25 protein-coding genes are annotated in these 23,041 nt (G+C 54.8%); 10 read left to right on the top strand and 15 right to left on the bottom strand.

The window, feature by feature from the left end:
* Positions 1-4: 4 nt before the first annotated feature.
* Entirely contained in the window at positions 5-1,951 is a 1,947-nt protein-coding gene (gene mrdA, locus EYY67_RS03915) for a penicillin-binding protein 2 (protein ID WP_131692889.1), read from the bottom strand.
* A gap of 209 nt (positions 1,952-2,160) precedes the next feature.
* Positions 2,161-2,559 (bottom strand): hypothetical protein, encoded by a 399-nt coding sequence (locus EYY67_RS03910; RefSeq protein WP_229921073.1) that lies wholly within the window; start codon positions 2,557-2,559, stop codon positions 2,161-2,163.
* Between the two features lie 195 nt (positions 2,560-2,754).
* Between EYY67_RS03910 and EYY67_RS03905 the strand changes: the two genes are divergently transcribed.
* Positions 2,755-3,531: an alpha/beta fold hydrolase gene (locus EYY67_RS03905; protein WP_119822681.1), complete on the top strand. Its 777-nt coding sequence runs from the start codon at positions 2,755-2,757 to the stop codon at positions 3,529-3,531.
* 10 nt (positions 3,532-3,541) lie between these two features.
* Here the strand turns inward: EYY67_RS03905 and EYY67_RS03900 are convergent, their stop codons facing one another.
* From EYY67_RS03900 to EYY67_RS03875, 6 genes are all read right to left on the bottom strand, one after another.
* Positions 3,542-4,096, bottom strand: coding sequence for a helix-turn-helix transcriptional regulator (locus EYY67_RS03900; protein WP_131692888.1), 555 nt, complete (start codon positions 4,094-4,096; stop codon positions 3,542-3,544).
* Positions 4,097-4,146: 50 nt separating this feature from the next.
* Entirely contained in the window at positions 4,147-4,377 is a 231-nt protein-coding gene (locus EYY67_RS24660) for a hypothetical protein (RefSeq protein ID WP_131692887.1), read from the bottom strand.
* A 155-nt stretch (positions 4,378-4,532) separates the two neighbouring features.
* Positions 4,533-5,546, bottom strand: coding sequence for an ABC transporter substrate-binding protein (locus EYY67_RS03890; protein ID WP_131692886.1), 1,014 nt, complete (start codon positions 5,544-5,546; stop codon positions 4,533-4,535).
* A gap of 18 nt (positions 5,547-5,564) precedes the next feature.
* Positions 5,565-7,697: a TonB-dependent receptor gene (locus tag EYY67_RS03885; RefSeq protein ID WP_412033994.1), complete on the bottom strand. Its 2,133-nt coding sequence runs from the start codon at positions 7,695-7,697 to the stop codon at positions 5,565-5,567.
* Between the two features lie 14 nt (positions 7,698-7,711).
* Entirely contained in the window at positions 7,712-8,473 is a 762-nt protein-coding gene (locus EYY67_RS03880; RefSeq protein WP_131692885.1) for an ABC transporter ATP-binding protein, read from the bottom strand.
* Positions 8,470-9,519, bottom strand: a complete 1,050-nt coding sequence (locus EYY67_RS03875) for a FecCD family ABC transporter permease (RefSeq protein WP_119822686.1) — start codon at positions 9,517-9,519, stop codon at positions 8,470-8,472. Before EYY67_RS03875 ends, EYY67_RS03880 begins: the two co-directional genes overlap by 4 nt.
* 361 nt (positions 9,520-9,880) lie before the next feature.
* On the opposite strand from EYY67_RS03875, the gene EYY67_RS03870 reads away from it, so the two are divergent.
* Both EYY67_RS03870 and EYY67_RS03865 read left to right on the top strand, forming a co-directional pair.
* On the top strand, positions 9,881-11,143 hold the full coding sequence (locus EYY67_RS03870) for an L-lactate MFS transporter (RefSeq protein ID WP_095923061.1): 1,263 nt from the start codon (positions 9,881-9,883) through the stop codon (positions 11,141-11,143).
* 136 nt (positions 11,144-11,279) lie between these two features.
* Positions 11,280-11,483: a hypothetical protein gene (locus tag EYY67_RS03865; RefSeq protein ID WP_095923062.1), complete on the top strand. Its 204-nt coding sequence runs from the start codon at positions 11,280-11,282 to the stop codon at positions 11,481-11,483.
* A 22-nt stretch (positions 11,484-11,505) separates the two neighbouring features.
* On the opposite strand, the gene EYY67_RS03860 is transcribed toward EYY67_RS03865, so the two are convergent.
* Positions 11,506-12,852 (bottom strand): enolase C-terminal domain-like protein, encoded by a 1,347-nt coding sequence (locus EYY67_RS03860; RefSeq protein ID WP_131692884.1) that lies wholly within the window; start codon positions 12,850-12,852, stop codon positions 11,506-11,508.
* Positions 12,845-13,600, bottom strand: coding sequence for an MFS transporter (locus EYY67_RS03855; RefSeq protein ID WP_242675567.1), 756 nt, complete (start codon positions 13,598-13,600; stop codon positions 12,845-12,847). The genes EYY67_RS03860 and EYY67_RS03855 overlap by 8 nt, the downstream gene beginning before the upstream one ends.
* A gap of 483 nt (positions 13,601-14,083) precedes the next feature.
* Between EYY67_RS03855 and EYY67_RS24450 the strand changes: the two genes are divergently transcribed.
* The gene (locus tag EYY67_RS24450) at positions 14,084-14,221 is read left to right on the top strand and encodes a hypothetical protein (protein ID WP_162928551.1); all 138 of its coding nucleotides are present in this window, start codon (positions 14,084-14,086) and stop codon (positions 14,219-14,221) included.
* A gap of 653 nt (positions 14,222-14,874) precedes the next feature.
* On the opposite strand, the gene cspE is transcribed toward EYY67_RS24450, so the two are convergent.
* Both cspE and EYY67_RS03845 read right to left on the bottom strand, forming a co-directional pair.
* Positions 14,875-15,087, bottom strand: a complete 213-nt coding sequence (gene cspE, locus EYY67_RS03850; RefSeq protein WP_013574336.1) for a transcription antiterminator/RNA stability regulator CspE — start codon at positions 15,085-15,087, stop codon at positions 14,875-14,877.
* Positions 15,088-15,438: 351 nt separating this feature from the next.
* Complete coding sequence (locus EYY67_RS03845) at positions 15,439-16,545, bottom strand: DUF1615 domain-containing protein (protein ID WP_131692883.1); 1,107 nt, start codon at positions 16,543-16,545, stop codon at positions 15,439-15,441.
* 131 nt (positions 16,546-16,676) lie between these two features.
* Between EYY67_RS03845 and EYY67_RS03840 the strand changes: the two genes are divergently transcribed.
* Positions 16,677-17,402, top strand: a complete 726-nt coding sequence (locus EYY67_RS03840) for a DUF3053 domain-containing protein (RefSeq protein ID WP_207391075.1) — start codon at positions 16,677-16,679, stop codon at positions 17,400-17,402.
* An 89-nt stretch (positions 17,403-17,491) separates the two neighbouring features.
* A complete protein-coding gene (locus tag EYY67_RS03835) occupies positions 17,492-17,764 on the top strand; it encodes a hypothetical protein (protein WP_131692881.1) in 273 nt (90 codons plus the stop codon).
* 63 nt (positions 17,765-17,827) lie between these two features.
* Here the strand turns inward: EYY67_RS03835 and EYY67_RS03830 are convergent, their stop codons facing one another.
* The 3 genes from EYY67_RS03830 to EYY67_RS03820 all read right to left on the bottom strand — a co-directional run bounded on the left by EYY67_RS03830 (position 17,828) and on the right by EYY67_RS03820 (position 20,926).
* Positions 17,828-19,390: a sensor domain-containing diguanylate cyclase gene (locus EYY67_RS03830; protein ID WP_131692880.1), complete on the bottom strand. Its 1,563-nt coding sequence runs from the start codon at positions 19,388-19,390 to the stop codon at positions 17,828-17,830.
* 107 nt (positions 19,391-19,497) lie between these two features.
* Complete coding sequence (locus EYY67_RS03825) at positions 19,498-19,989, bottom strand: GNAT family N-acetyltransferase (protein WP_095923069.1); 492 nt, start codon at positions 19,987-19,989, stop codon at positions 19,498-19,500.
* A 28-nt stretch (positions 19,990-20,017) separates the two neighbouring features.
* Positions 20,018-20,926 carry a LysR family transcriptional regulator gene (locus tag EYY67_RS03820; RefSeq protein ID WP_095923070.1) on the bottom strand — a complete coding sequence of 303 codons (909 nt, stop codon included), beginning with the start codon at positions 20,924-20,926 and terminating at the stop codon, positions 20,018-20,020.
* A 114-nt stretch (positions 20,927-21,040) separates the two neighbouring features.
* Between EYY67_RS03820 and EYY67_RS03815 the strand changes: the two genes are divergently transcribed.
* The 4 genes from EYY67_RS03815 to EYY67_RS03805 all read left to right on the top strand — a co-directional run bounded on the left by EYY67_RS03815 (position 21,041) and on the right by EYY67_RS03805 (position 23,021).
* The gene (locus EYY67_RS03815) at positions 21,041-22,276 is read left to right on the top strand and encodes an MFS transporter (protein WP_131692879.1); all 1,236 of its coding nucleotides are present in this window, start codon (positions 21,041-21,043) and stop codon (positions 22,274-22,276) included.
* Positions 22,277-22,373: 97 nt separating this feature from the next.
* Entirely contained in the window at positions 22,374-22,523 is a 150-nt protein-coding gene (locus EYY67_RS24445) for a hypothetical protein (protein WP_162928524.1), read from the top strand.
* Positions 22,524-22,547: 24 nt separating this feature from the next.
* Entirely contained in the window at positions 22,548-22,655 is a 108-nt protein-coding gene (gene yniD / locus EYY67_RS03810) for a small membrane protein YniD (RefSeq protein WP_095923072.1), read from the top strand.
* Between the two features lie 123 nt (positions 22,656-22,778).
* Positions 22,779-23,021, top strand: a complete 243-nt coding sequence (locus EYY67_RS03805) for a hypothetical protein (RefSeq protein WP_195817463.1) — start codon at positions 22,779-22,781, stop codon at positions 23,019-23,021.
* Positions 23,022-23,041 lie beyond the last annotated feature (20 nt).

Here is a 23,041-nt window from a genome sequence, read left to right as displayed (position 1 = left end):
CGGATCAATGCTCACTGAAACCGAGTGAATTTGGCGCCGGCACCGGTTGTTCACAGTCTGCCGGATTATCCGCTTTGGCCGGATCACACATCACCGCCTGCGGCGGCAGGAAAATATGGTCGAGGATCGCCCGCGCGGTCGGCCCGGCCACCACACCATCGCCGCCGCCATTTTCCATGATCAGCGCCATCACCACCGTCGGGTGTTTATAAGGGGCAAACGCCGTATAGAAGATGTGGTCACGCAAACGTACCGGCGTCATTTTGGCGTTGTATACCTGATTCTCACGCAGACTGAACACCTGCGAGGTGCCGGATTTCGCCGCAATCTGATAAGGCGCGGTGTGGAAAAGTTTATAGCCGGTGCCGTTCGGGAAATTGGCCATGCCAAACATCCCGTTTTTCACGATGCCCCAGATCGGCGATTTCGGATCAGCGATTTGCTGCGTCGGCGGCATTTTATATGGCGTAATCACTTTGCCGCTTTTTGCTGAATAAAGCAGATGGGGCGTTTCCAGCTTACCGTTATTCACCAGCGCACTGAGCGCACGCACCATCTGAATTGGCGTCGCCACCCAGTAGCCCTGACCGATACCGACAGACACCGTATCGCCCTGATACCAGCCCTTTTTATGTACCTTCAGTTTCCATTCACGACTCGGCAGCACACCGTTATATTGCTCATCGAGATCAATACCGGTTGATTGCCCGTAACCAAATTTGCTCAGCCACGTATGAATACGGTCAATGCCCATTTCATAAGCCACCTGATAGAAGAATGTATCAGCGGATTCTTCAATGGCTTTGGTGACATTCAGCATGCCGTGACCGGTTTTCAGCCAGTCGCGGTAATGGCGCTGGGTGCCCGGCAGCGTCCAGGTTGGCGCGCCAAAGAACGATGTTTGCGGTGTTATCACGCCTTCAAACAGTGCTGATGTCGCCATAAACGGTTTCACCGTGGAGGCCGGAGGATACAGCCCCTGCGTCACACGGTTGATCAGCGGCAGATCCGGGTTTTTCAGTAACGCACTATATTGCTTGCTGGAAATCCCGTTCACAAACGGGTTCGGATCATAGCTCGGGCTGGAGACCATGGCTTTAATGCCGCCGTCGCGCGGATCCATCACCACCACGGCGGCGCGCTGGCCTTTCAGCACTTTTTCGATGTACTGCTGCAAACCGAGATCCAGCGTCAGATAGATATTCTGCCCGGCCTGCGGCGGCACTTCTTTCAGTAAGCGCACCACATGGCCATGGTTATCCACTTCCACTTCCTGATAGCCGGTGCGGCCATGCAGGATATTTTCATAATACTTTTCAACGCCCTGTTTGCCGATGTCGTGGTCGGCGGCATAGTTTTCTGAAATGCCTTCCGCATCGAGACGTTTAGCATCTTTATCGTTGATCTTGGAAACGTACCCCACCACATGCGCCAGTTCCGCGCCGTACGGATAGCGGCGCTGCTGATAAGTGCTGATGGATACGCCGGGGAAATCAAACTGATTGACGGAAAAACGCGCGACTTCGACATCAGTCAGCGCCAGTTTCAGCGGGATTTGCGCGAAGCGACGGCCGTGGATCATGGCATCGTGGAAACTGGTCAGATCGTCGGGTGTCAGATCGACAATCGGCGTCAGTGCCTTCAGTGTCGCATTAAGATCTGGCACTTTGCCGGGGATCACCTGGATCTGATACAGCGTGATATTTTGCGCCAGCACCACCCCGTTGCGATCCATGATCAGCCCGCGACTTGGGGCGATCGGCAGCATTTTGATGTCGTTCTGATTCGAGCGGGTCTGGTAAAAATCATGCATTCCCACCTGCAGGTGGTACAGATTGAACACCAGGGCGGCAGACAATAACACCACAACCAAAAATGCGATCACGGCGCGACGAACGAAAAGGACGGACTCGGCGGTATGGTCGCGGATTTCGTCGTTAAGTAAGGCCATAAGCGGGCAAATACCTTTATTGTCTGCTTCTTAAAGCGGGCGAAAATGGAATAACGTGAGGACTGGAAAAGTGCGCAAGGATAGCCCGTCGTGCAACAGGCGACTATAAGAAGTGTGCTAATGAAGTGGCAGGAGTGTTTCTATTTATTGCAGGGCGTTGCGGACTGGCTCAACGCCCCTGATACAGAAAATGCGGGAGGCTCACATTTTTACTTCGCGGTATTCACTTTGCACTCACCGTAGACATAGCCTTCGGTCTGGGTAGCGACCACAAAACTGTCTTTGACGTGAATATACATCAGGTTATCTTGCGCACCGGCTTTCATCGGCTGATTATCTTTGCCGATGATATCCGTCAGTTCCGGGCTGGTGACCATTTTGCTGCCATCCGGTGAAAAACTGAAAGTATTACCCGCGTCATAGACCGGTGCATTTTTATTGACGACTTCGGACACATCGTTGCCATCATCAGACTGCGTGTGGTGCGTTAATACACATTGATACTGAGTGACAGCAGATGCTGAAAAGGACGCCAGCACCAGGGTAACCGCCACAAAACTGCCTAACCTGACCATCAGATAAATCCATAAAGTGAGCAAGAGTTCCATGCTATCACTTGTCGGGCTGATAGAAAGAGTCCGGAAGAAAAAATATTCACTCACTGAATAACTTAACTTAAATTACATCGCGCAGATGATATATCCCATCCCGTGACGTCTGTTTACTCAGTTTTTGTACTGCCACTAAGAAAAATCCTGCCTATAATCCGCAGATTGCACTTAAGCCGTTAACAAAGGATTGAGATGAAATCGTTCAAAGTACCGGGGACGGAAATACATTTACGTTTCCATGAGTTGTCAGGGCTGGGCGTTCCGCTGGTGTTTCTGCACGGTCTGGGATGTGCGGCTTCCTGCGATTTTCCGCGCGTAGCGACCGATGCATCACTGCGTCCGCGTCGTTCATACCTGCTGGATTTCGCCGGTTCAGGCTACAGCGATAAACCCGATGATTTCAGCTACAGCCTGCAGGCGCATACTGACTGCGTCATTGCCTGGCTGGACAGTCTCGGCGTGCCGCAGGTCAACCTGTTCGGCCACAGCATGGGCGGCAGTATTGCCATTATGGTGGCGGCGCAGCGGCCGGATCTGATCCAGCGGCTGATTGTCGCCGAGCCGAATCTGGATGCCGGAGGCGGCGTATTCAGCCATGCCGTCACGCAATACTCAGAAGCTGATTACCTGCGAGAAGGTCATGCGCATCTGATTAAGGTCGCAGTTCGCGGTAACGATCATATCTGGGCGGGATGTATGGGCATCGCCTCGCCACTGGCGATCCACCGTCAGGCGGTCGGACTGGTCAATGGCGACGCCGTGTCATGGCGCGAACAGCTCTATCAGCTGGAAATGCCCGCCACCGTATTATTCGGTGAGTTTTCACTGCCGGAACCGGATGTCGCCGTTCTGCCACAACATGGCATTCAGACCGCCATCGTGCCGCAGGCCGGTCATTCGATGATGTGGGAAAACCCGACCGGTTTGGCAGCGGCCATCAATGCCGCGCTGAATACGGCAGCCTTGTAGGCCGGGATCCTCAACCGGTGATCTCTTCCTGATGCTCAAGCAAGTGCAGAAAGTCCCTGACTTGTCTGGCATCGGACACTGAACGTAATTGCAGCGCCAGATTGATATTCTCCAGTATGACTGCGTTTTGCACCTGAGGGGCGTCGCTTGCCAGTCGCCCTTCTCTCACCAGCCAGTCCGCCACATCCTTCCAGCGCCAGAGGGGGGAATTCCCTTTGAGCCGCTGAACGGGGGTGGGGAAATTACGCGGCCCTCTTGCCCCCTCTTTCAATAAGGCGACGGACTGGCGGGTCAGCCCGGCCAGTCCGGCAATATCACTGAGCCCGACGAACACAGAATCTACCGATTCAACCCGGGCATTCAGACCTGCGGATTCAATATCACGGACAGCCGTCATAATGGCGTTAGCGAATGAAGTACCCTCCCGGTCAAACTCGAGATAAACCGACGTGCCATAAAAAGCGATCAGTGCATCATCGCAGCCGCTCTCCCAGAGCGCGTCTTCCAGCATTTCGGTATCCGACGTGACACCGGAAAGCGTCAGCATGAAGTGATAGAGTGGCAAAGAATCTCCTTATTCAGTCAGGGCAGAAAAGGCGGTTTCCCGCCCTGGTGTTATGTCTTATCAGGTGAGCAATGTTCTACCCTTCTGATAATTTGCGCAGCGTGGTTTTCCGGATTCCGGGGAGTAGACCAGATGCTCATCATATGTTCTCGATGAGCAGGGGTTCCGCACCGGAGCCGACCAAAGCAGTGTGAACTGCCGCCGCCGCTGACAAAATGCCAGCCTTCAGACATCGCATATTCAATGGCTGCGTGAATATGCTTATTAGGATGTGCCTTCATTGGCCTCCTGTTGCTGTAGTATATCCTCTCGTTGACATCCGTCAACACCAGCATGCATACATCCTCATGCACGCCGAAAGTGTAACTCCGCGTCAGGTATGGAAACCTTCAAAAAACAACATCTGAACAAATAAATATTTCGCCGGTTGCTGCTCTCAGAATCTCCCCGACAGAATCTTCTCCGCCTCGGCTGGCGTCAGCGGATAATCAAAGAACCGGCGGTAAAAATCTTGCGTGGTTTGCACCATATTCAGATCCGGAAAAAGTGCCGGATGCAGTTTCTGCGCAGCCCACTGAATTTGTAATGCGGTTTCGGTGCCATACCGGTCCCACGGGAACACCCCCGCCGGATTGCGCCACACGCGGCCCTGTTTCACCGCGTTGAGCAATGCAAACTGGCTGGCGTAGGCGGAGGTCGCGATATCTCCGGCGCTGGCGGCCAGAATGATCACATCCGGTTGCCATACCAGCAGTTGCTCAGCGGAAACCGCCTGCATATTGCCTTTCAGCCCGTCGGCGGCATTGCGTCCACCGGCGGCACGGATCCACTGGTCGATCAGCGTGTCGCTGCCGTCGACTTTCAGCGGATTCAGCGACTGAATATGCAGCACTCGCGGACGCTGCTGCGCAGTCAGGCTGGCGGTTTTCGCGGCAATCACCTGCAAATGATCATCCAGATAATGAATGTAATCCTCTGCCCGTTTTTCGGCCTGCGGCGTGCCCAGCACCTGCGCGGTGGTGCGCAGGGAACGCGTCATGGAATCAAAATCGGTGAACTTCATTTCGACCACCGGCAGACCGGCCTGACGCAGCGCGACTGCATCGCGATTACCGGCGCTGACAAACACCACATCCACTTTCTGCGCCAGCAGGCTTTCGGCATTAAACGTGGTGCCTTTTACCGACAGCGCCTGATTCAGCGACGGCTGAATGTGAAACATCCACGGCTGGCTTTCGGGATGATTCACCGTGGCGACGATGTTTTTCCCCGCGCCCAGCGTCATCAGTAATGAATGATGCGCGTACCAGGCATCGGCGATCCGCGCCACTCTGGCAGGCAGGATCACCTGCTTACCCGCATCATCCGTCACTTCGCGGGTTGCGCTGACACTGCTCAGGCTGAACAGACTCAGTACGCCCGCCAGAATCAAACCTGTCGGTAATTTCATTTCTATTTCTCCGGGGACTTAAAACTCAAGCTGCATCGATACCTGCGCCATGCGTGGCGCGCCGAGTTGCGCTGACGCATTGCCCGCCCCGCTGTAACCGTTCAGACCGCCGGGCACAATGTTGGTCCAGTAATGGCGGTTGGTCAGGTTGGTCAGATCAAAGCGGAAGGTGGTGTTGGTATTAAACAGACGCGTGCGGTAACTGCTGCCCGCATCAAATACCGCATAGCTGCCGACCCAGTTGTCGTTGGCATTGTCTGTCGGGCGTTTGCCGACGTAATGGACGTTGGCATCCAGATCCAGCCCTTCGACCTGCGGCAGGCTCCAGACGGTCAGCAGATTGGCAGTGACACGGGACAAACCAACGATCTGTTTGTTATCGGAGGATGCCGACGCCGTATCGCGCAGTTTCGGATCGAGGAAAGTCACGCCGCCAAAAATGTGCACGTCACGGCTGACGTTGCCATCCGCCATCAGCTCCAGCCCGCGGTTGCGCTGATTGCCGTCGTTAGCGAATTCGCCGTTTTCCAGCGTGTAGGCAAACGGGCGATCGATCTGGAACAAGGCCGCAGAAAGATTCGCCTGACCGACGCGCAATTTGCTGCCGACTTCAATCTGTTTGCTGCGGTACGGCGAGGTGATCTGCCCGGCGTTTGTCGCGCCTGCCGGTGCGGTGTCGCCCTGTTGCAGGCTGTCGGCGTAAGTGGTGTACAGCGTCAGGTTCTCGACCGGTTTGTACATCAGGCTGGCCGAACCGCTGAATCCGCTGTCATTGGAATCGCTGGTACGCTGACGGGTTTTCGCGTAATTCGCCGAGGTCAGGAAGCTTTCGCTACCGGCCAGCAACAGGCTCCATTTCGGCGAGAAGGTCAGCGTATCGCCCACCGAGAACGCCTGCTGGGTGCTGGTCGCCGAGTGATAACGGTCAGAGAAATCCGGGAAATCCGGCTCGGCAAAATGCTGCAAATCGTTGATATTGCCCGTGCCTAATGTGGCGGTGCCGCCGTGGATCGGGTTGTAGTTTTTCCACACAAAACCGCGCATGCCGAAGGACAAATCATGTTGCAGCCCGCCGGTATTCACCGTGCCGTTCAGGTTGGCCATATAGCTGTTGATGACAAAACGCGTCGCGGTGGCGCTGGAGACCGTGGTTTTGTAGTCGCCTTTATTGTTGACCAGCGTATTCGTCACCGCCGTGGACTGACGGTCGGCCACCTGATGCAGGAAGCCGATATCCGACTGCCAGTTGCCATCGAAATCATGTTTGAGGTGCGCGCTGTAGGTGCTGGTGTGATTGTCATCACCGGCATAACTTTGCCCCAGATTACGCTGTGTCGGGTTCATGGCTTTCGGGAAGGCCACACCGCTGGCCAGCGCAAAAGTCCCCGGCAGACCTTTCGTCACATAACGGTAATAGCTGAAATTGGTTTCCAGCACGGTCTGGTCGGTCAGCTGAAAATCCAGTGCCAGGCTGGCGAGCTGGCGTTTTTTACTGCTGCCGGAGGTATAACTTCCGCCCTGATCGTTGAGCAGATTCAGGCGATAACGCACCCGCTCGCCGCTGTCCAGCGCCCCGCTGAGATCCAGCGCCCCAAGGCCAGACATGCCAGTGCCCATGCCCAACGTCAGGCTGTTTTTAGTCGTGTAACCCGGACGTTTCGAGACAAAGTTAAACATCCCCGCCGGGTTTGCCGGCCCGTAGAGCGACCCCGCCAGTCCGTTCAGCACTTCAATTTGCTGAAACTGCTCCGCCGGATAATCGGTGGTCGACACCACATTCAGACCGTCGATCATCGAGTTTTGTACCACGCTGCCCTGGATCCCACGGGTCTGCGGACGCGCGCCGTCACCTTGTACCGACGGCAGATATTTGTATACGTCTTTGACGCTTTTTACCTGCTGACGGGTAATGATACTTTCCGGCACGGCATGCACGGAATACGGTGTGTTGAGCACATCACGCTTGCCCAGCACGCCCATACTTGCGCTTTGCGTACCGGAGGCTGACGGATCACCGGCTGCGGTATCGCTATTTTTCGCACTGGCGTTAACCGTGATGGTGTCGGAGGTGTCTGCGGCCAGTGCAGAACCTGCAGACAACAGAAGTCCGCACGCGCCAGCCATAAGCGGCGCAGTTATTTTTCTTTGCATTTATGATCAATCCCTTAAGGAATAAAAAAACGGTGCCCGCTGTTCAGATCGATTTGTTGTACCTGTGCCTGATAAATGCGGGAAATCAACGCGCTGTCTACCACCTCTGACGGCGCGCCATCGGCGATCAGCCGACTTTCGTGCAGCACCAAAGCCCGGCTTGCGGCCATCAGTGCATGTTCGGGCTGATGCGTGATCATCAGCAGTGTGTAGCCTTCCGAGGCGAGTTTTTTTAGCTGGGCGAGCAAATGCAGCTGATGGCCGTAATCGAGGCCATTCACCGGCTCATCGAGCAGGATCAGCGGCGTGTCCTGCACCAGCGCCCGGGTGATCAGCACGCGCTGGCGCTCACCGCCGGAAAGGTCGGTATAAATGCGGGCAGATAAATGTGCGATGCCGTTATCGTCAAACGCCTGCTCCACGCGGGCGATATCCTGCAGCGTCGGGCTGCGCATCAGGCCGGTGACCGGCAATCTCCCCTGCATCACCACCTGCCAGGCGGTGAACGGAAAATGCGGCTGATGGTGTTGCGGCACCCAGGCAATATGACGGGCAATATCGCGGCGGGTCAGGCTTTCCAGTGCAACACCCGCCAGTTCGATGTGACCGCTGGCCGGTTTAATCAGCCGCAGCAACAGTTTCAGCAGCGTGCTTTTTCCGGCACCGTTGGCACCGAGCAACGCCACGCATTCTCCGGCCTCAAGCCCGAAAGACAGGTTATCGAGCACCGTACGTTGCCCGATCCGGTATGAAAGGTTTTCAACAGAAAGGATCATGCCCAACCCCGCCGCACGGTTTTCAGCAACGCGATAAAGGCCAGTGCGCCCAGCAGTTCGGTAATGATGCCCAGCGGAATTTCGCCCGGCGCCAGCGTGCGCGCCAGCCCGTCACACAACAGCAGAAAACAGCCGCCGAGACACACCGATACCGGCAACAGCCAGACGTTACTGGCGCCGGTCAGCAGACGGGTCAGATGCGGGATCAGTAAACCGACCCAGCCGACCATCCCGGCGAGACTGACCGTCAGGGCGGAAATCAGCGTCGCCAGCACAATAATGCCGTAGCGGTAAAAGCGGACCGGCACGCCGAGGCTGTAAGCTTCATCTTCGCTGAGCGTCATGACATCCAGCACCCGCCCGAGTACGGCCAGCAGCACAATCGCCACCGCCAGCACCGGCGCGGTCAGCAGCAGCGCATGATTATCTACCGCGCTCAGACTGCCCAGCATCCAGTAGACAATCGCGGGCAACTGATCCTGCGGATCGGCCACGTATTTCACGACCGATAACAACCCGGTAAACACCGCATTGCTGATGATCCCACCGAGGATCAGCATCAGAACCGACGGCGAGGCAAACAGGCTGGCGATACCGACGCCGAGGGCGACCGCCAGCAATCCCGCCACGCAGGCCAGCGCGGGGATCCACAACCCGTTCAGCCCTGCCACGATACTCAATGCCGCACCGAATGCGCAGCCGCTCAGCACCCCGAGTAACCCCGGCGACACCAGCGGATTGCGGAACACCGCCTGATAGGCCGCACCGGATACCGACAGCCCGGCGCCGACCAGCACGGCAGCCAGAATACGCGGCAGGCGCGAATCAATCAGGATGTTATGCAGCAGAGCGTATTGGGGCGAAGACGCGTCGGCACCGACGAAACGTATCAGCGCCGCAAATGAAACCGGATACCGGCCAAGGGTCAGTGAAATCATTATTCCGCCCAGCAACAGCAGCAGGCTGAGAATAAAACACCGGCGGGGCGTCAGAAACCGGGCGCGTTGAAACGGTGACGCAGGCGCCGGTTCCGCAGAAAGAGTCATGAATGCGCACTAAAAGTAAAAATGAGGAGTGCCGGAAGGGTACGACCAAATGTCTGTGAGCACAACGTTATGTACCAAATGATACAACGAAACCTTTGTAACAAAATTTGTAAGCTGGCCCGAAAAAACTAAATGACGGATTAGTGATCCAGATCAACTAAAACCCGCGCCCCGCAAGGGCTGCAGCGGTGTTTTAAGTCCAATTCCGCACTGTTTTTGACCCGAAAATGGCGACTCATACCTCACTGGATGCATTTCATTCCGCAACTCATGCAACTCACTCCGCAAATGCGCCGGCCTCATTCAGCAGACTTATCATAGCCACAGTTAATTGAATCTACTTCGCCCGGGAGAACCCACTATGAGCGACACATCTGGCATGCAGAATTACAACCGTACCCGCTGGCTGACACTGGTCGGTACCATTCTTACTCAGCTTGCTCTGGGTTCTGTTTATACCTGGAGCCTGTTTAACGGTCAGTTGTCCGAGAAACTCGGTGAGCCCATCAGCCGCGTCGCGCTGACCTTCGGTATCCTCAGCCTGTGTCTGGCGCTGGCCTCTTCCGTGGCGGGTAAACTTCAGGAACGTTTCGGTGTGCGTACCGTCACTATCGCCGCCGGTCTGCTGATGGCGGCGGGTTTCGCGCTGACCGCTCATTCCGATAACGTCATCATGCTGTACATCAGCGCCGGTGTGCTGGTCGGTCTGGCGGACGGTGCCGGGTATCTGCTGACCCTCACCAACTGCGTGAAATGGTTCCCTGAACGCAAAGGTCTGATCTCCGCCTGTTCTATCGGGGCGTACGGTCTCGGCAGCCTGTTATTCAAATTCGTCTGTGGTCATCTGCTGGCGACAGAAGGTCTGCAAAATACCTTTATGATCTGGGGCGGTGTGGCGATGGTGATGGTGATTGCCGGGGCGCTGATGATGAAAGATGCGCCGAAACAGGAAAATTCCGCGGCGAATGCGAATGTCACCCGTGAAGAAAACAGCCTGAATGACAACAGCAATGACAGCCGTGATTTCACGCTGGCCGAAGCCATCCGCGCACCGCAATACTGGATGCTGGCGCTGATGTTCCTGACCGCCTGCATGAGTGGTTTGTATGTGATTGGTGTGGCGAAAGATATCGGCCAGAGCCTGGTCAAACTGGATGCCCTGACCGCCGCCAATGCCGTGACCGTGATTGCGATTGCCAACCTGAGTGGCCGTCTGGTGCTGGGTGTGCTGTCCGACAAAATGCAGCGTATCCGCGTGATTTCTATCGCGCAGATTGTGTCACTGGCCGGTATGAGCCTGATGCTGTTCACGCAGATGAATGAAATGATGTTCTTCCTCTCCGTGGCCTGCGTCGCCTTCAGTTTCGGCGGCACCATCACCGTCTACCCTTCACTGGTCAGCGACTTCTTCGGCCTGAACAACATGACCAAAAACTACGGCCTGCTGTATCTCGGCTTCGGTATCGGCAGCATCTTCGCGTCCCTGGTCGCGTCCCTGTTCGGTGGCTTTGCGGTGACCTTCAGCATCATCACTGTATTATTGATTGTGTCATTGGTTCTTTCTGCCACGATTCGCTTACCGAATAAATCAGAAGCAGGTCATAATACGCTCCAGCACGTGTAATACAGCAGCTGAGCGCAGCATAAATGATGAACGGGAGCACAATTAGCTCCCGTTTCTTATGTATAAAGCAGTTAACATCGGCCGCTGAATCACGCAAAACCTATGACAGAATGTGAACAGACCGGACACCCGTAAAATGAAACGCACCACCCTCGCGCTTTTTGGCATGATGATCGCCATGACCACCTTTAATAGTTTCGCTCAGGCTTACCCTTCCAGTGCACAGGAAGTGGCTTCTGAACTGAACCGTAAAGCCAGCGAAAGCAGTACCCGCCCTTCGACGACGATCGATGCCAGCGCGCACAATAAACTGACCGCCAGCAGCGATTATCTGAAATAAAAAATCCCTGAAACAAGCCCCGTCAGCGCACCAGCGTGGCGCGCTTACCGTCAAATGCCCAGCCGCGGATCAGATACTGCATAGCAACCGCATCATCGCGATCTTTTTGCCGCAGGTTGTTGTAACGCTGATGGGCAATGCCGACGGCGTCCATATCCAGCTCGACACCCAGCCCCGGCAGCCCGTTCAGCGCCAGTTTGCCCTCTTTAATCTGTAACGGATTTTTGGTCAGATGCTGGCCTTCCTGCCAGATCCAGTGCGTATCAAACGGCGTGATCTCACCCGGTGCGGCCGCCCCGAGATGCGCCAGCATCGCCAGCGACACATCAAAGTGATTGTTCGAATGGCAGCCGAGCGTCAGCCCCCACGCGCTGCATAATGTGCCGATAGTATTCGCCCCGCGCATTGACCAGTAATGCGGATCGGCCAGCGGAATATCGATGGCATTCAGTTGCAGCGCATGGCTCATTTGCCGCCAGTCGTTGGCAATCATATTGGTCGCGACCGGTAATCCGGTGGCGCGTTTAAATTCCGCCAGCGTCTCACGCCCGGAAAAACCCTGCTCCGCGCCGCACGGATCTTCCACGTAAGACAAAATCCCGTGCATGTCTTTGCACAGCGAAATCGCCTGATCCAGCGACCAGGAGGCATTCGGATCGACGGTGATCCGCGCCTGCGGAAAACGTTTTTTCAGCGCCCTGACCGTTTCGATTTCGACCTCGCCCGCCTGCACACCGCCTTTGAGTTTAAAATCCTTAAAACCGTATTTATCCTGCGCGGCTTCTGCCAGCTGCACGACCTTGTCGTGGCTCATGGCTTCCTGATGGCGCAGGTGATACCACGGATGCTGCCCCGCCTGCGCATTTCCCGGCAGATAATCCAGATCGGTTTTCTGCCGGTCAGCGATATAAAACAGATAACCGAGCACCGGCACTTCATCGCGCTGTTTACCGGGGCCGAGCAGTTGCGCGACCGGCTGATTGAGGAACTGCCCCATCAGATCCAGCAGCGCGGTTTCCAGCACCGCGACCGCATTATGGTGCCGCTCGAGATCCCACGGACGAAAGCCCGGCAGCACCGGCTTCGGCTGGCGGTTTTCGTCCAGATCCCGTTTGTGCAAATCACTGACCAGCTGATTCATGATGCCGATTTCCTGCCCGACAATATGCGGGACCGCATCATTGAGGATTTTCAGCACAACGCCGGTGGCCGGTGCCTCGCCCACACCGGTATGTCCGGCGTTGTCTTTCAGTACCAGTAAAATACGGGTGAAATAGCAGTGATGCGCACCGGCAATGTTCAGCAGCATGCTGTCATAACCGGCGACCGGGATAACCTGCATTTCGACAATTTTTGGCGTATCAGACATGACGTTTGGTCTCCATTCCCTGCGGGGCGTGATATTCAGGTTGTGTTGGCGTACGGTGAGTTTTGGTGAAGAACAGCGTGATGGCAGCGAAAACCGAAATGCCACTGAGGATATACAGCCCCGCCGTTGTGCTGCCGGTGGTTTGTTGCAGATAACCAAACACCGCCGGCGCAAAGAAACCGCCAAGATTGCCCAGCGAATTGATCAGCGCAATGCCCGGCGCGACGATGGAGGACGGCAGCTGACTCTGCGGGATCGGCCAGAACAGTACCGCACTGGATTTGGTGCCGATGCACACCACGCAAAGCGCAAACAGACCGAACCACGGGCTGCCCAAGGTGCACAGACAGGTCCCGATGGCCGCCACAATCAGCGCCAGCGCCAGAATGGTTTCACGGTTTCCCCGGAAACGGTCGCTGACTCGGCCCAGAATATTGATGGCGATAATGGCGCAAATCCACGGCACGGAATTTAGCATACCGATCTGGAATGGCGACAGCCCCTGAATGCGGCCAATGATTTCCGGCTGCCAGAACACCAGCGTGTAACCGGTCATACACATCACAAAGAACAGAAAACACAGATAGGCCATTTTGCCATCAGTGATCAGCTTCCAGCGCGACATCCCCTGCGTATGCACATCGCGCGAGCTGGCTTCCGTGCTCAATGCCGTGCTCAGCGCCAGTTTCTCCTCATCCGTCAGCCATTTGGCGTCCTGCGGTGTTGAAACAAGGAAAAATGCCGCCACTAGCGAGGTGCTTCACAGTTCAGGGTAGGATCTTTCCGCTGATTTGTTTAAAATAAAAGCACATGTTTATCCATATGGATTATATGTTTGTTATAATTGCGACTTAAAACTTATCGATGGGACAACCCGTCCCGCACAAGGAGTGTGAGATGAAAGCAACAGCATTTTGGTTAGTCATGGCCGGAGGCTCTGTCGGGATCGGCTATGCGATGGCCCTGATGATGGAACTTCTGTGATTCTGCAACGTTGAGTTGTGACGGATAAATAAGGATATTTTATGGCATTTTACAGCCCTAAACGCATCATGCTCTACACCGCAGCCGCCATTGCGCTGCTGGTCATCGTCGGTCTGGTGACCTATTTCACCGTCGGCCATTTAGGCGCATAACACTTTTTCCGCGTTTTCCCCCCTGCCCGGTGGCGATGCATCCGGTATCGCCGCATAATGCTGCCATTCACTGATCACTACGCAAGGATTACATCATGACCTGGAAAGGATTAATGGTGGTGGCTGCCGTCATCGTACTGGCAAGCATCGGCTCTGAGTCTTTGATCCAAAAGGGTATTACATTGGCGGACGCCAAAATCGACCAGGTGATTTCCCATTACGCAGAGAAATAAGCCTTACATCTGCTGGATTAACCTTACCGGGCCATGACAAAAACATACACAGCGTTTGTTATCTTAAATCCATCAAATGTTGTGTGATGTCCCTGTGTAAAGTCCCTGTGTTATACCCCTGTAGAACCCTGTTATTTGCCCGCCGCGTGCGGGCTTTTTTTTGCCTGTTTTCCGGCAAAAGCATCATTTGGATTGGGATTGGGATTTGGGATCGAATACACGGCTTATTTACGAAGCATTTGGGTTGAATCAAGGCGGCAACTGAGCGAGTCCCCGGGAGCATACATCAGTATGTGACTGGGGTGAGTGAAGGCAGCCAACGCAGAGTCAGCCCAAAGGATGAAGTAAAGAAGTGCCGGTGCTTTCCCGGCCGTCATATTATGGCGTAAGCGTCCATCCCACACTCCAACATTACGCGGCCTGAGCACGGCCTTTGCACAACAGAAAAAACGGCTGGAATTTAAAAAGGAGAACCGGTTTGTCTGTTGTGGCTCCTGATAATAAATTCAGAAGCGTAGAAATAATAAACCCCGGCGTTGGCCAGGGCTTATTTTTGTCATTGATAATGTCGATATTGAAACAATTATTCTGGCTGCTCCGGGTTTAACCCATCTTCGCTATTGCAGAGTGTTTGCCTTCAATATCAGGCGACATTACAGAACGACAACGTTACCCGCTGATGGGCCTTTCTGACCATTTTCGATGGTGAACTCAACGTTCTGACCTTCGTCCAGGGTTTTGAAATCATTGCTCTGGATAGCAGAGAAGTGAACGAACACGTCTTTGCTGCCGTCTGCAGGGGAGATGAAACCGAAACCTTTACCAGCGTCAAACCATTTTACTAAACCAGTCATTTTATTAGACATAGGAAATACCTTCTTCGTTTTTATTTTATGATGCCATAGGGCAATATAGGTCTGTTTTTATTTGAAATACTTATGGATGCATCAGAGAAGGAAATTCGTCGGAGAAAGGATTTGCTATATCACTTGAACCAGGAACTGCTTTACTAAAATGTCTTACATAAATAGGTCTTAACCACAAACCGTTGACGCTATTTACACACAGGAGGATTTATTAAGCAAGCTTTTATTTCATCGCAATTATATTTATGCGGATGATATTCCAAAGGGAAATAAGCCACAGCCCGCCCGTGGCGGTGGCTGCGGACACAATGAAAAGAAAACAGCCTGCCCGATACCGGCAGGCTTTAAGAATTATCCTCCCGCCCTTTTCATGCAATCAGCCCGGCGACCGTCCACCCGTTTGGCAAACCAGGCGGTGGTCAGCTTGCGGGTAATCTTAGGACTTTCCAGCGTGATGCCCGGCAGCATCTCGCGCGGCTGGCGTTTGCCGGTGGTTTTATCCGCCAGCGCAAAGACCTGTTTATAGAGCCTGGTATCTTCAAACTCCAGCTGCTCGCCCTTCTCCAGCGCCTTGCGGATGGCGGACTGGCTGATGTCCAGACGCTTGCTCAGCGTGCGAACCGCCAGTTCGGTGCTGCCCGGTTTATCGGTGCCGTAGTTAATCAGGTCGCCGTCCAGCGCCAGCGGAATGCCGGACACTTTACTGACCGCGCTCTGGAATGCGGCGTTGCGGCTGGCATACCATCCGGCATTAAAATCGGCAAAGCGGTACAACGGCTGAGTGTAATTCGCCGGATAACCCAGCAGGTGTTTGACGCCGAAATAGACCCCGCCGCGACGGCTGAACACTTCGTTGCGGATCGAATCCTCAACGTGATACGGGTAGCCTTTGGCATTTTGCTCGGCAAAGGCAATGCTGACCTGCATCGGGCCGCCGGTATGCACCGGGTTCAGGTTGCCGAACAGCGTCTGCCCCATCGGCACCATATCAATGAAATCATCGAAAATGGCGCTCAGCTGTTTCTCGGTTTTGACGTTATCCAGCCGCTCGCTGTAGGATTTTCCGTTCGGCGATTTCAGCAGCAGTGCCGTATGCACCAGAAAATTCGGCACATGCACGGCATCCGCACGCCGGTCGATTTCCTTCCAGGCGATTTTCCCGAGACCCGGCACCGGCGCATCGGCGTTAAAATTGGATTCCTGCTGCGCCACCGCCAGTACGGAACAGATATTTTCCGTGGTCGCCGGAATGTCCTGCGCGGTAAACGCCGCCGTGATATCCGTGGCCCAGCCCTTCTTATCCGGCGCGGACGCGGGTAACAGCCGCACGATATCGGCTTTCACGTCGCGGGGATTTTGAGCCGGTGTGGCGGTTTTTTTCGTGGATGTACATCCGGCAAGGATCAGGATCGTCAGCAGCGCCGCGATCTGTTTAATCGAAAATGACTTATGGTTCAAAGTTATACGTTCCCTGAATGAATGCATCTGACAGTGACGTTAGCGAAGATAGCCATGCCGATCTAGCAAAAAATTATCTTTATGCGTTAAGGTTAAGACTCTGAAGATGGAGATAAAGGAACAAGGAAATTATGCACTCATCCCCCCGCACCTCAGCCTTTAACCGCGCCTTTCTGCTGCCTTTTATGATGTTGCTGATGATTTTCGCCATCAGCGCCTGCGGTGACAAAGAACCCGCACAGCGGAAAGCGTTTATCGATTTTCTTCAGTCGCGGATCCTGAACAAGCCCGTACTGGCCGTCCCGCAACTGACTGAAGCCCAGAAAAAAGAGCTGGGTGATTACAGCAAAGATTACGCCATCATCACCGGCTTTCATCGTCAGATGAACATTGAACTGGATTCCTCGCTGGTGCCGGTTTTTGCCGGCATGAACGGGGTCAACAGCGTGAACAATCTGCTGGAACAGCGCGATGATCTGAAGAAAATGGCGGACAGCAGTGTGAAATGGAAAGAAAAAATCGTGCAGCTGAGAACGCAGGCCGACAGCCAGCGTGCCGCGCTGAAACAGCCGGAAGACCTGAAAAAGGTTTACGATCAGGCGTATGAAAAAACCATCGTCAAACCGTCCGAGATCACCGGACAGGTGTTTGATCTCCTGCCGCAGGTGCTGAACCTGATTGTGGCGAAGGCCGACTTTATCAAAAGTCAGGGCAAAAATGTCACCATCACCGGCAACCGGCTGCAATTTGCCAACCAGAAGCAGCTGGATAAATACAACGCCATCCAGCAGCAACTGGTGCCGCTGAATGCGCAACTGATGCAACTGAGCCGCCAGATGCAGCAGATGGTGCGATAAACCCGCAGGAAACCGCCCGCTGGCGAAAGGCGGTTTTTTCGCGGCGGCGCTTTTGTTATGGTGTGCGGCAATTCAATAAGGAGACACTGATGAACGACGATACCCTGAACAAACGCGTAGACCAGCTCGAACGCGTAAACCGTGAACTGCTGGTACAGATTTCCGCCATGCGTCTGCTGTTTGGCAGCGTGGGCAACGTGCTGAATGCCAGCCAGGAAAATGCGTTTACCATTGCGGTCAATCAGGCGCTGGAAGCCAACCGTGCAGATGTCGCTAATCAGGCGGATCTGGACGACGCATCACGGAAATTCCGCGATGACGTCTTCAAATGTACTGAATCCCTGCTGCCGGGTTCACGCTAAAAAAAAGCTCAGGCGCGATGCCTGAGCCTTTTCTCTTTTTCTGCCTGATCCGTACGGCAAAATCTACAAATTCACCACACGGTTACGCCCTTCATTTTTCGCCTGATACAGCGCCTTGTCTGCCGTTTTCAATGCCCCGTCGATATTGACTTTTCCGGGATAGAACAGGGTCACTCCGAGCGAAATGGTCACCTGTCCGGCGCCGTCAAACTGCTGCACTTCGACCTGTTTACGCAAACGCTCGGCAAGCTGAATGGCCTGCGTCAGTGACGCGCCGGGCAGCAGCAACAGAAACTCCTCGCCGCCCATGCGGCACAGCAAATCGCCGTCCCGGGAATTACTCAGAATATGTCGGGCCAGTTGTGTGATCACGCTATCCCCCACGTCATGGCCGTAGGTATCATTTATTTTTTTGAAATGATCGATATCGAGCGTGATGACCGCAATACGCGACGACGCCGTCAGTTGTTTATCCACGGCCTCATAAAAGCCACGCCGGTTCAGCAGGCCGGTCATCGGATCGGTGTGGGCTTCCGTACTGAGCTGCTCGATGCGCTGATGCAGCAACCTGATGCCCTGTAACATCACCGTTTTCAGCTTCGAGGCTTCGTAATACCAGGCATTAATCTGCTGAATTTCCTGAGAAACATCTTCTGAATCCATGGTGTCCGCTTTCGAGGCGAGCTGTCGCAATGGCCGAGAAATATAGCGCGTCAGCAGCCAGATACAGATAAACACCAGAATCACGATCGGCAGCGTGTAGAGTAAAACCTGCAACATCACGTTATACAGAAGCACCACGTCGGCTTTGGCGGGATGCAACACCAGCACCGTCCAGCCCGCGACTTCCATGGTAGAAAAACCGGCCAGCGACTCCTCGCCCTGCAGGTTTGCCATGCGCAGATAGCCCTGCTCCCGGCCGCCGAGCTGCGCCTTATTCACATGCCCCTGCGGCACGCTTTCAATCCAGCCGGATGCCGCGCGGTACAACACATCACCTTCACGGTCGATCACATAGATATAGGCGTCCTTGCGGTAATTACGGGCGTTAATCAGCGTATCGACAATACTGCTTTTACTCAGATCGATTTCGGTCGCCAGATAGCCGAGATAGCCGCCGCGCGCATTACGGATCGGGGCGGAAAGCACGATGATGTGATTGTTTTGCGCAGTACGAAACGGCGAACTGAGCACCGGATTTTGCGTGGTCAGCGCGGCGGTATTGGCATCAGAGACCAGTTTTAATCCGACCATCGATGCGGAATTTCGCGAGGCCGCGCGCACCACGCCGGTTTTATCCACCACCAGCACGGAACTGAACCGCTTGCTCTGAACCTGCAACCGGTCGGCTTCATCGGTCAGCGCCTGAATGTTGTCAAACTCGTCGCCGAGCAAATCGGCACTGTAAGCCACCTGCTTTTGTGCCGCATTGAAGAACAGATCCGCCGTCAGCGACAGCCGCGTCGCGAACGACTGACTCGCCCGCAATGAGGATTCGATAAGAAGTTTTTTCTCTACCTGAAAAATCGCCAGATAGCTGCTGAGCAAGGTGACAAGCGTACTCACCAGTGCCAGAAGCAATATCAGGCGTTTAAGATTAAATGCAAACCGCCGCTGCTGATCCATTCTCTGTCCGTTGAGCTGATGACCCTGAATATTACAGAGGATAGCAGTATGAAAGACGATGGTTTTGATATGTCTCAGTCAGGACGGTTTTACTGATGATAAAACGTTCAGAACGTTAGCCGGTAAAACTTACTGTCTACCGCCATCAGCGGAAAATCTGGCGGCAGGTCTGCCACCGTGACGGGCTGAAATCCGTTCTTTTCATAAAAGCGATGCGCTGCCAGAAACTTGTCTGTCGTGCCGAGAAAAATATCTTTCACCTTTTTCGCCTGCGCATGTTGCAGCAAGGTATTCAGTAATAATGCGGCCACGCCATACTCCCTGCCACGAAAAGGCGCACTGACAAACATTTTGCGCAGTGCCGTCTGGCCGTTGCCGATATCTTTCAGGCCGAGCGTGCCCACCACTTTCCCCGCACAGCGGGCGACCCAAAAATCCCCGTTGCCGCGCTGATAAAACTGCGGAATATCATGCAAATCAGGCTGCTGCTGTTCGGTTATTGCAATGCCAAACTCCTGATTCTGGATTGGCAAAATCACCTCAACCACACCGCGCTGGTCGGCGGCAGAAAATCGCTCAATAAAGACAGAATGACTCATCACACACTCCCTCAGGCAAAAAACAGAATTAGTACGGGCACAGCAGCGCCAGCTCAGGATTTTCAGGGAAAACCCTTTCGCTGAGAAAATCAATCAACACCCGCAACTTCGGCGTCATATAACCGCCCGACGGCCATAAAATGTAGAAGTCGCCACTGCGCTTTACATCATCATCCAGAACCGTCACCAGTTGCCCGCGCGCCAGTTCCTTACGGATACTGAAATCCGGCAGACAGGCGATGCCCAGCCCCTGCACGGCAAAACACAGGCGCGTTTCAATATTATTGCAAACCATCGACACCGGCAGCGCTAAATCCTGATATTCCGGCAACGGCCACGGCTCGAGTTTTCCGCTGTTGGGAAAACGGAAATGCAGACAACGATGATCAGCCAGTTCATGCGGTTTCGCGGGCGTACCGTATTGTTCAAAATAGGCCGGTGCGCCGACCAGCAGATGATGGAACGTGCCCAGCTTACGCATCGACAAACGGGAATCCGCCATTTTGCCGGTACGCACCACGGCGTCGAACCCTTCTTCCACCACATCCACAATACGATCGGTGAAATCCAGATCCAGTTCGATATCCGGATACCGGCGCATAAATTCACCCAGCACCGGCAACAGTAATGTGCTGACCTGCGGCAGACTCAGCCGCAGCCTGCCGCGCGGGCATTCCGCCAGTTGCGACAACTCGCTTTCTGCGGCTTCAAGTTCCGCCATGATCCGCCGGCAACGTTCAAGAAACAGCGCCCCTTCGGCGGTCAGCGTCACGCTGCGGGTGCTGCGATGAAACAACCGCACATTCAGCCGGGTTTCCATGCGCGCAATGTTTTTCCCTACCGCCGATGCCGATACGCCTAATATCCGTCCGGCCGCCACAAAACTGCGGGTTTCTGCCACCTGTACGAACACCGTCAGGCTACTGAGATTTTCCATTGCTTCCCCCGATTGCGGACATCAGCGTCCGCATATTCAGGAAATCTACCCTACTTTTTCCGCACTGAGGAGAGCTCTATCGTGCTTTAACACTTTCTGAAACTGAGATACCGCATGAATTCCACTGCATTGAAACCCCCTCTTCCGCTGTCCGCGTTACTGGCGATGGCGCTGACCGGCTTTATCGCCATCATGACCGAAACCCTGCCCGCCGGACTGCTGCCGCAGATTGCCGCCGGGCTTGACGTTTCCCCGGCGATGGCCGGGCAGCTCATCACCCTTTACGCCGCCGGGTCACTGATGGCGGTCATCCCGCTGGCCGCCCTGACCCGGGGCTGGAACCGGCGTACCGCGCTACTGACCGCGATCGGCGGTTTTCTGGTCTTCAACACCCTCACCACTTTCTCGGAAAATTATCTGCTGACGCTGTTTGCGCGCTGGATGGCCGGAGCGGCGGCAGGGCTGGCGTGGGGATTGCTGGCAGGCTATGCACGGCGGATGGTGCCGGTGGAGCAACAGGGGCGGGCATTGTCGGTGGCGATGGTCGGCACGCCGCTGGCGCTTTCGGTTGGCGTTCCGCTCGGCACATGGATGGGAACGCAGCTTGGCTGGCGTATGGCTTTTGGCGTGATGTCTGCCGTCACGCTGTTGCTGATCGTCTGGGTGATCCGCAAAGTGCCGGATTACCCCGGCCAGGCCGCCGGTCAGCGTCAGCCTTTACGCCATGTGCTGATGATGCCGGGCGTGCGCAGCATTTTGCTGGTGATCATGCTGTGGATGCTGGCGCATAACCTGCTTTATACCTACATCGTGCCCTTCCTGCGTATGTCCGGCCTGAACGGGCGTGCCGACCAGATATTGCTGGTCTTCGGCATCGGCGCGCTGGCCGGTATCGGCGTGACGGGCTTACTGGTGGATAAACGCCTGCGGCAAACCCTGCTGGTCAGCCTGCTGGCCTTTGCCCTGCTCTCGCTCGGGCTGATATTTAACAGCCATTCGCCGCTGACCGTGACATTGTGCATTGCACTGTGGGGGCTGACATTTGGCGGAGCCGCCACGCTGCTGCAAACGGCCATCGGGGACGCGGCGGCAGAACACGCCGACATGGCGCAATCTATGGTCGTGGTAGCCTGGAATCTGGCGATTGCCGGTGGCGGACTGGCAGGTGGCGTGCTGCTGGAAACCGCCGGTATCGAGGATTTCCCTGCCGTCATGCTGATACTGATTGTTGCCGGACTCTGTATCGCATGGCGGGCGCGGCAACATGGCTTCAGGCCGGGTGCCCGTCATCCGCAAATGCATAGTGAGAAGGAACGGGATCAAAGTTTGGAAACCGCTGAAAAGGTATAATTTCTTAAACCTTTCCGGAACCAGAATACTGAAGCCGCCCCCGTTGCGGCTTATTCTGTTAGAGTAAAAAACAGGCAATACAGAAGCAATGAGAATCATGGAAGCACGTAATAAAGCCGTTATACTTTTGTCAGTAATTGCCGCCGCAGCCCTGGTGCTGCTGGCGTTTGAGTGGCTCGCCGATCAGGCCGTACCTGAACTGAAAGAGCAGGTGATTCACTATGTGGATGAGCACATGGCGCACTAACATGCCCTGATGGCAGGAGGAGAAATGGTAACGAAACGGATGATGGCCAAACACTGGAAAATGGTTGTGGTACTGCTGTGTATCTGCGGCGCACTGATGCTGTTGCGCTGGGCGGCGATGATCTGGGGGTAAAGTTTTGCAAATTACCCCTTCTGAAACTGATTAAATAAGCATCAACCCGGTCAGGGGGTTGAAACCTTCCGCTACGCGAGCCAGAATATCCTTAGTGATTGTTAAGAGCCCGTCTGACCGTTTATGAAAACACCCAAACCTCGTCGTCCTCATGGGCGATGGACGTATTACATCATGCACGAAGACATTCTCTGGCCCTGCCCGGTTCGCTGGGAGTGGGAGAATGGCTACGGCGGCTGGCTGCCTTTTTATTATTCACCGACACTGGAGTTTGTGGCTGGCGATCCGCTCAAGGCCACAAAAGTGGCGGGCCAGAAAGCCCGCCCACATCGTAAGCCCCTCAAAATTCACGAATACGAATACTGATTTTTACCGTTCAGGTATCC

Source organism: Rahnella victoriana (assembly GCF_004330295.1).
GTDB classification, from domain to species: domain Bacteria; phylum Pseudomonadota; class Gammaproteobacteria; order Enterobacterales; family Enterobacteriaceae; genus Rahnella; species Rahnella victoriana.
Note: the sequence above shows the minus strand (reverse complement) of the source record. Positions and strands in the feature narration are given on the sequence as shown.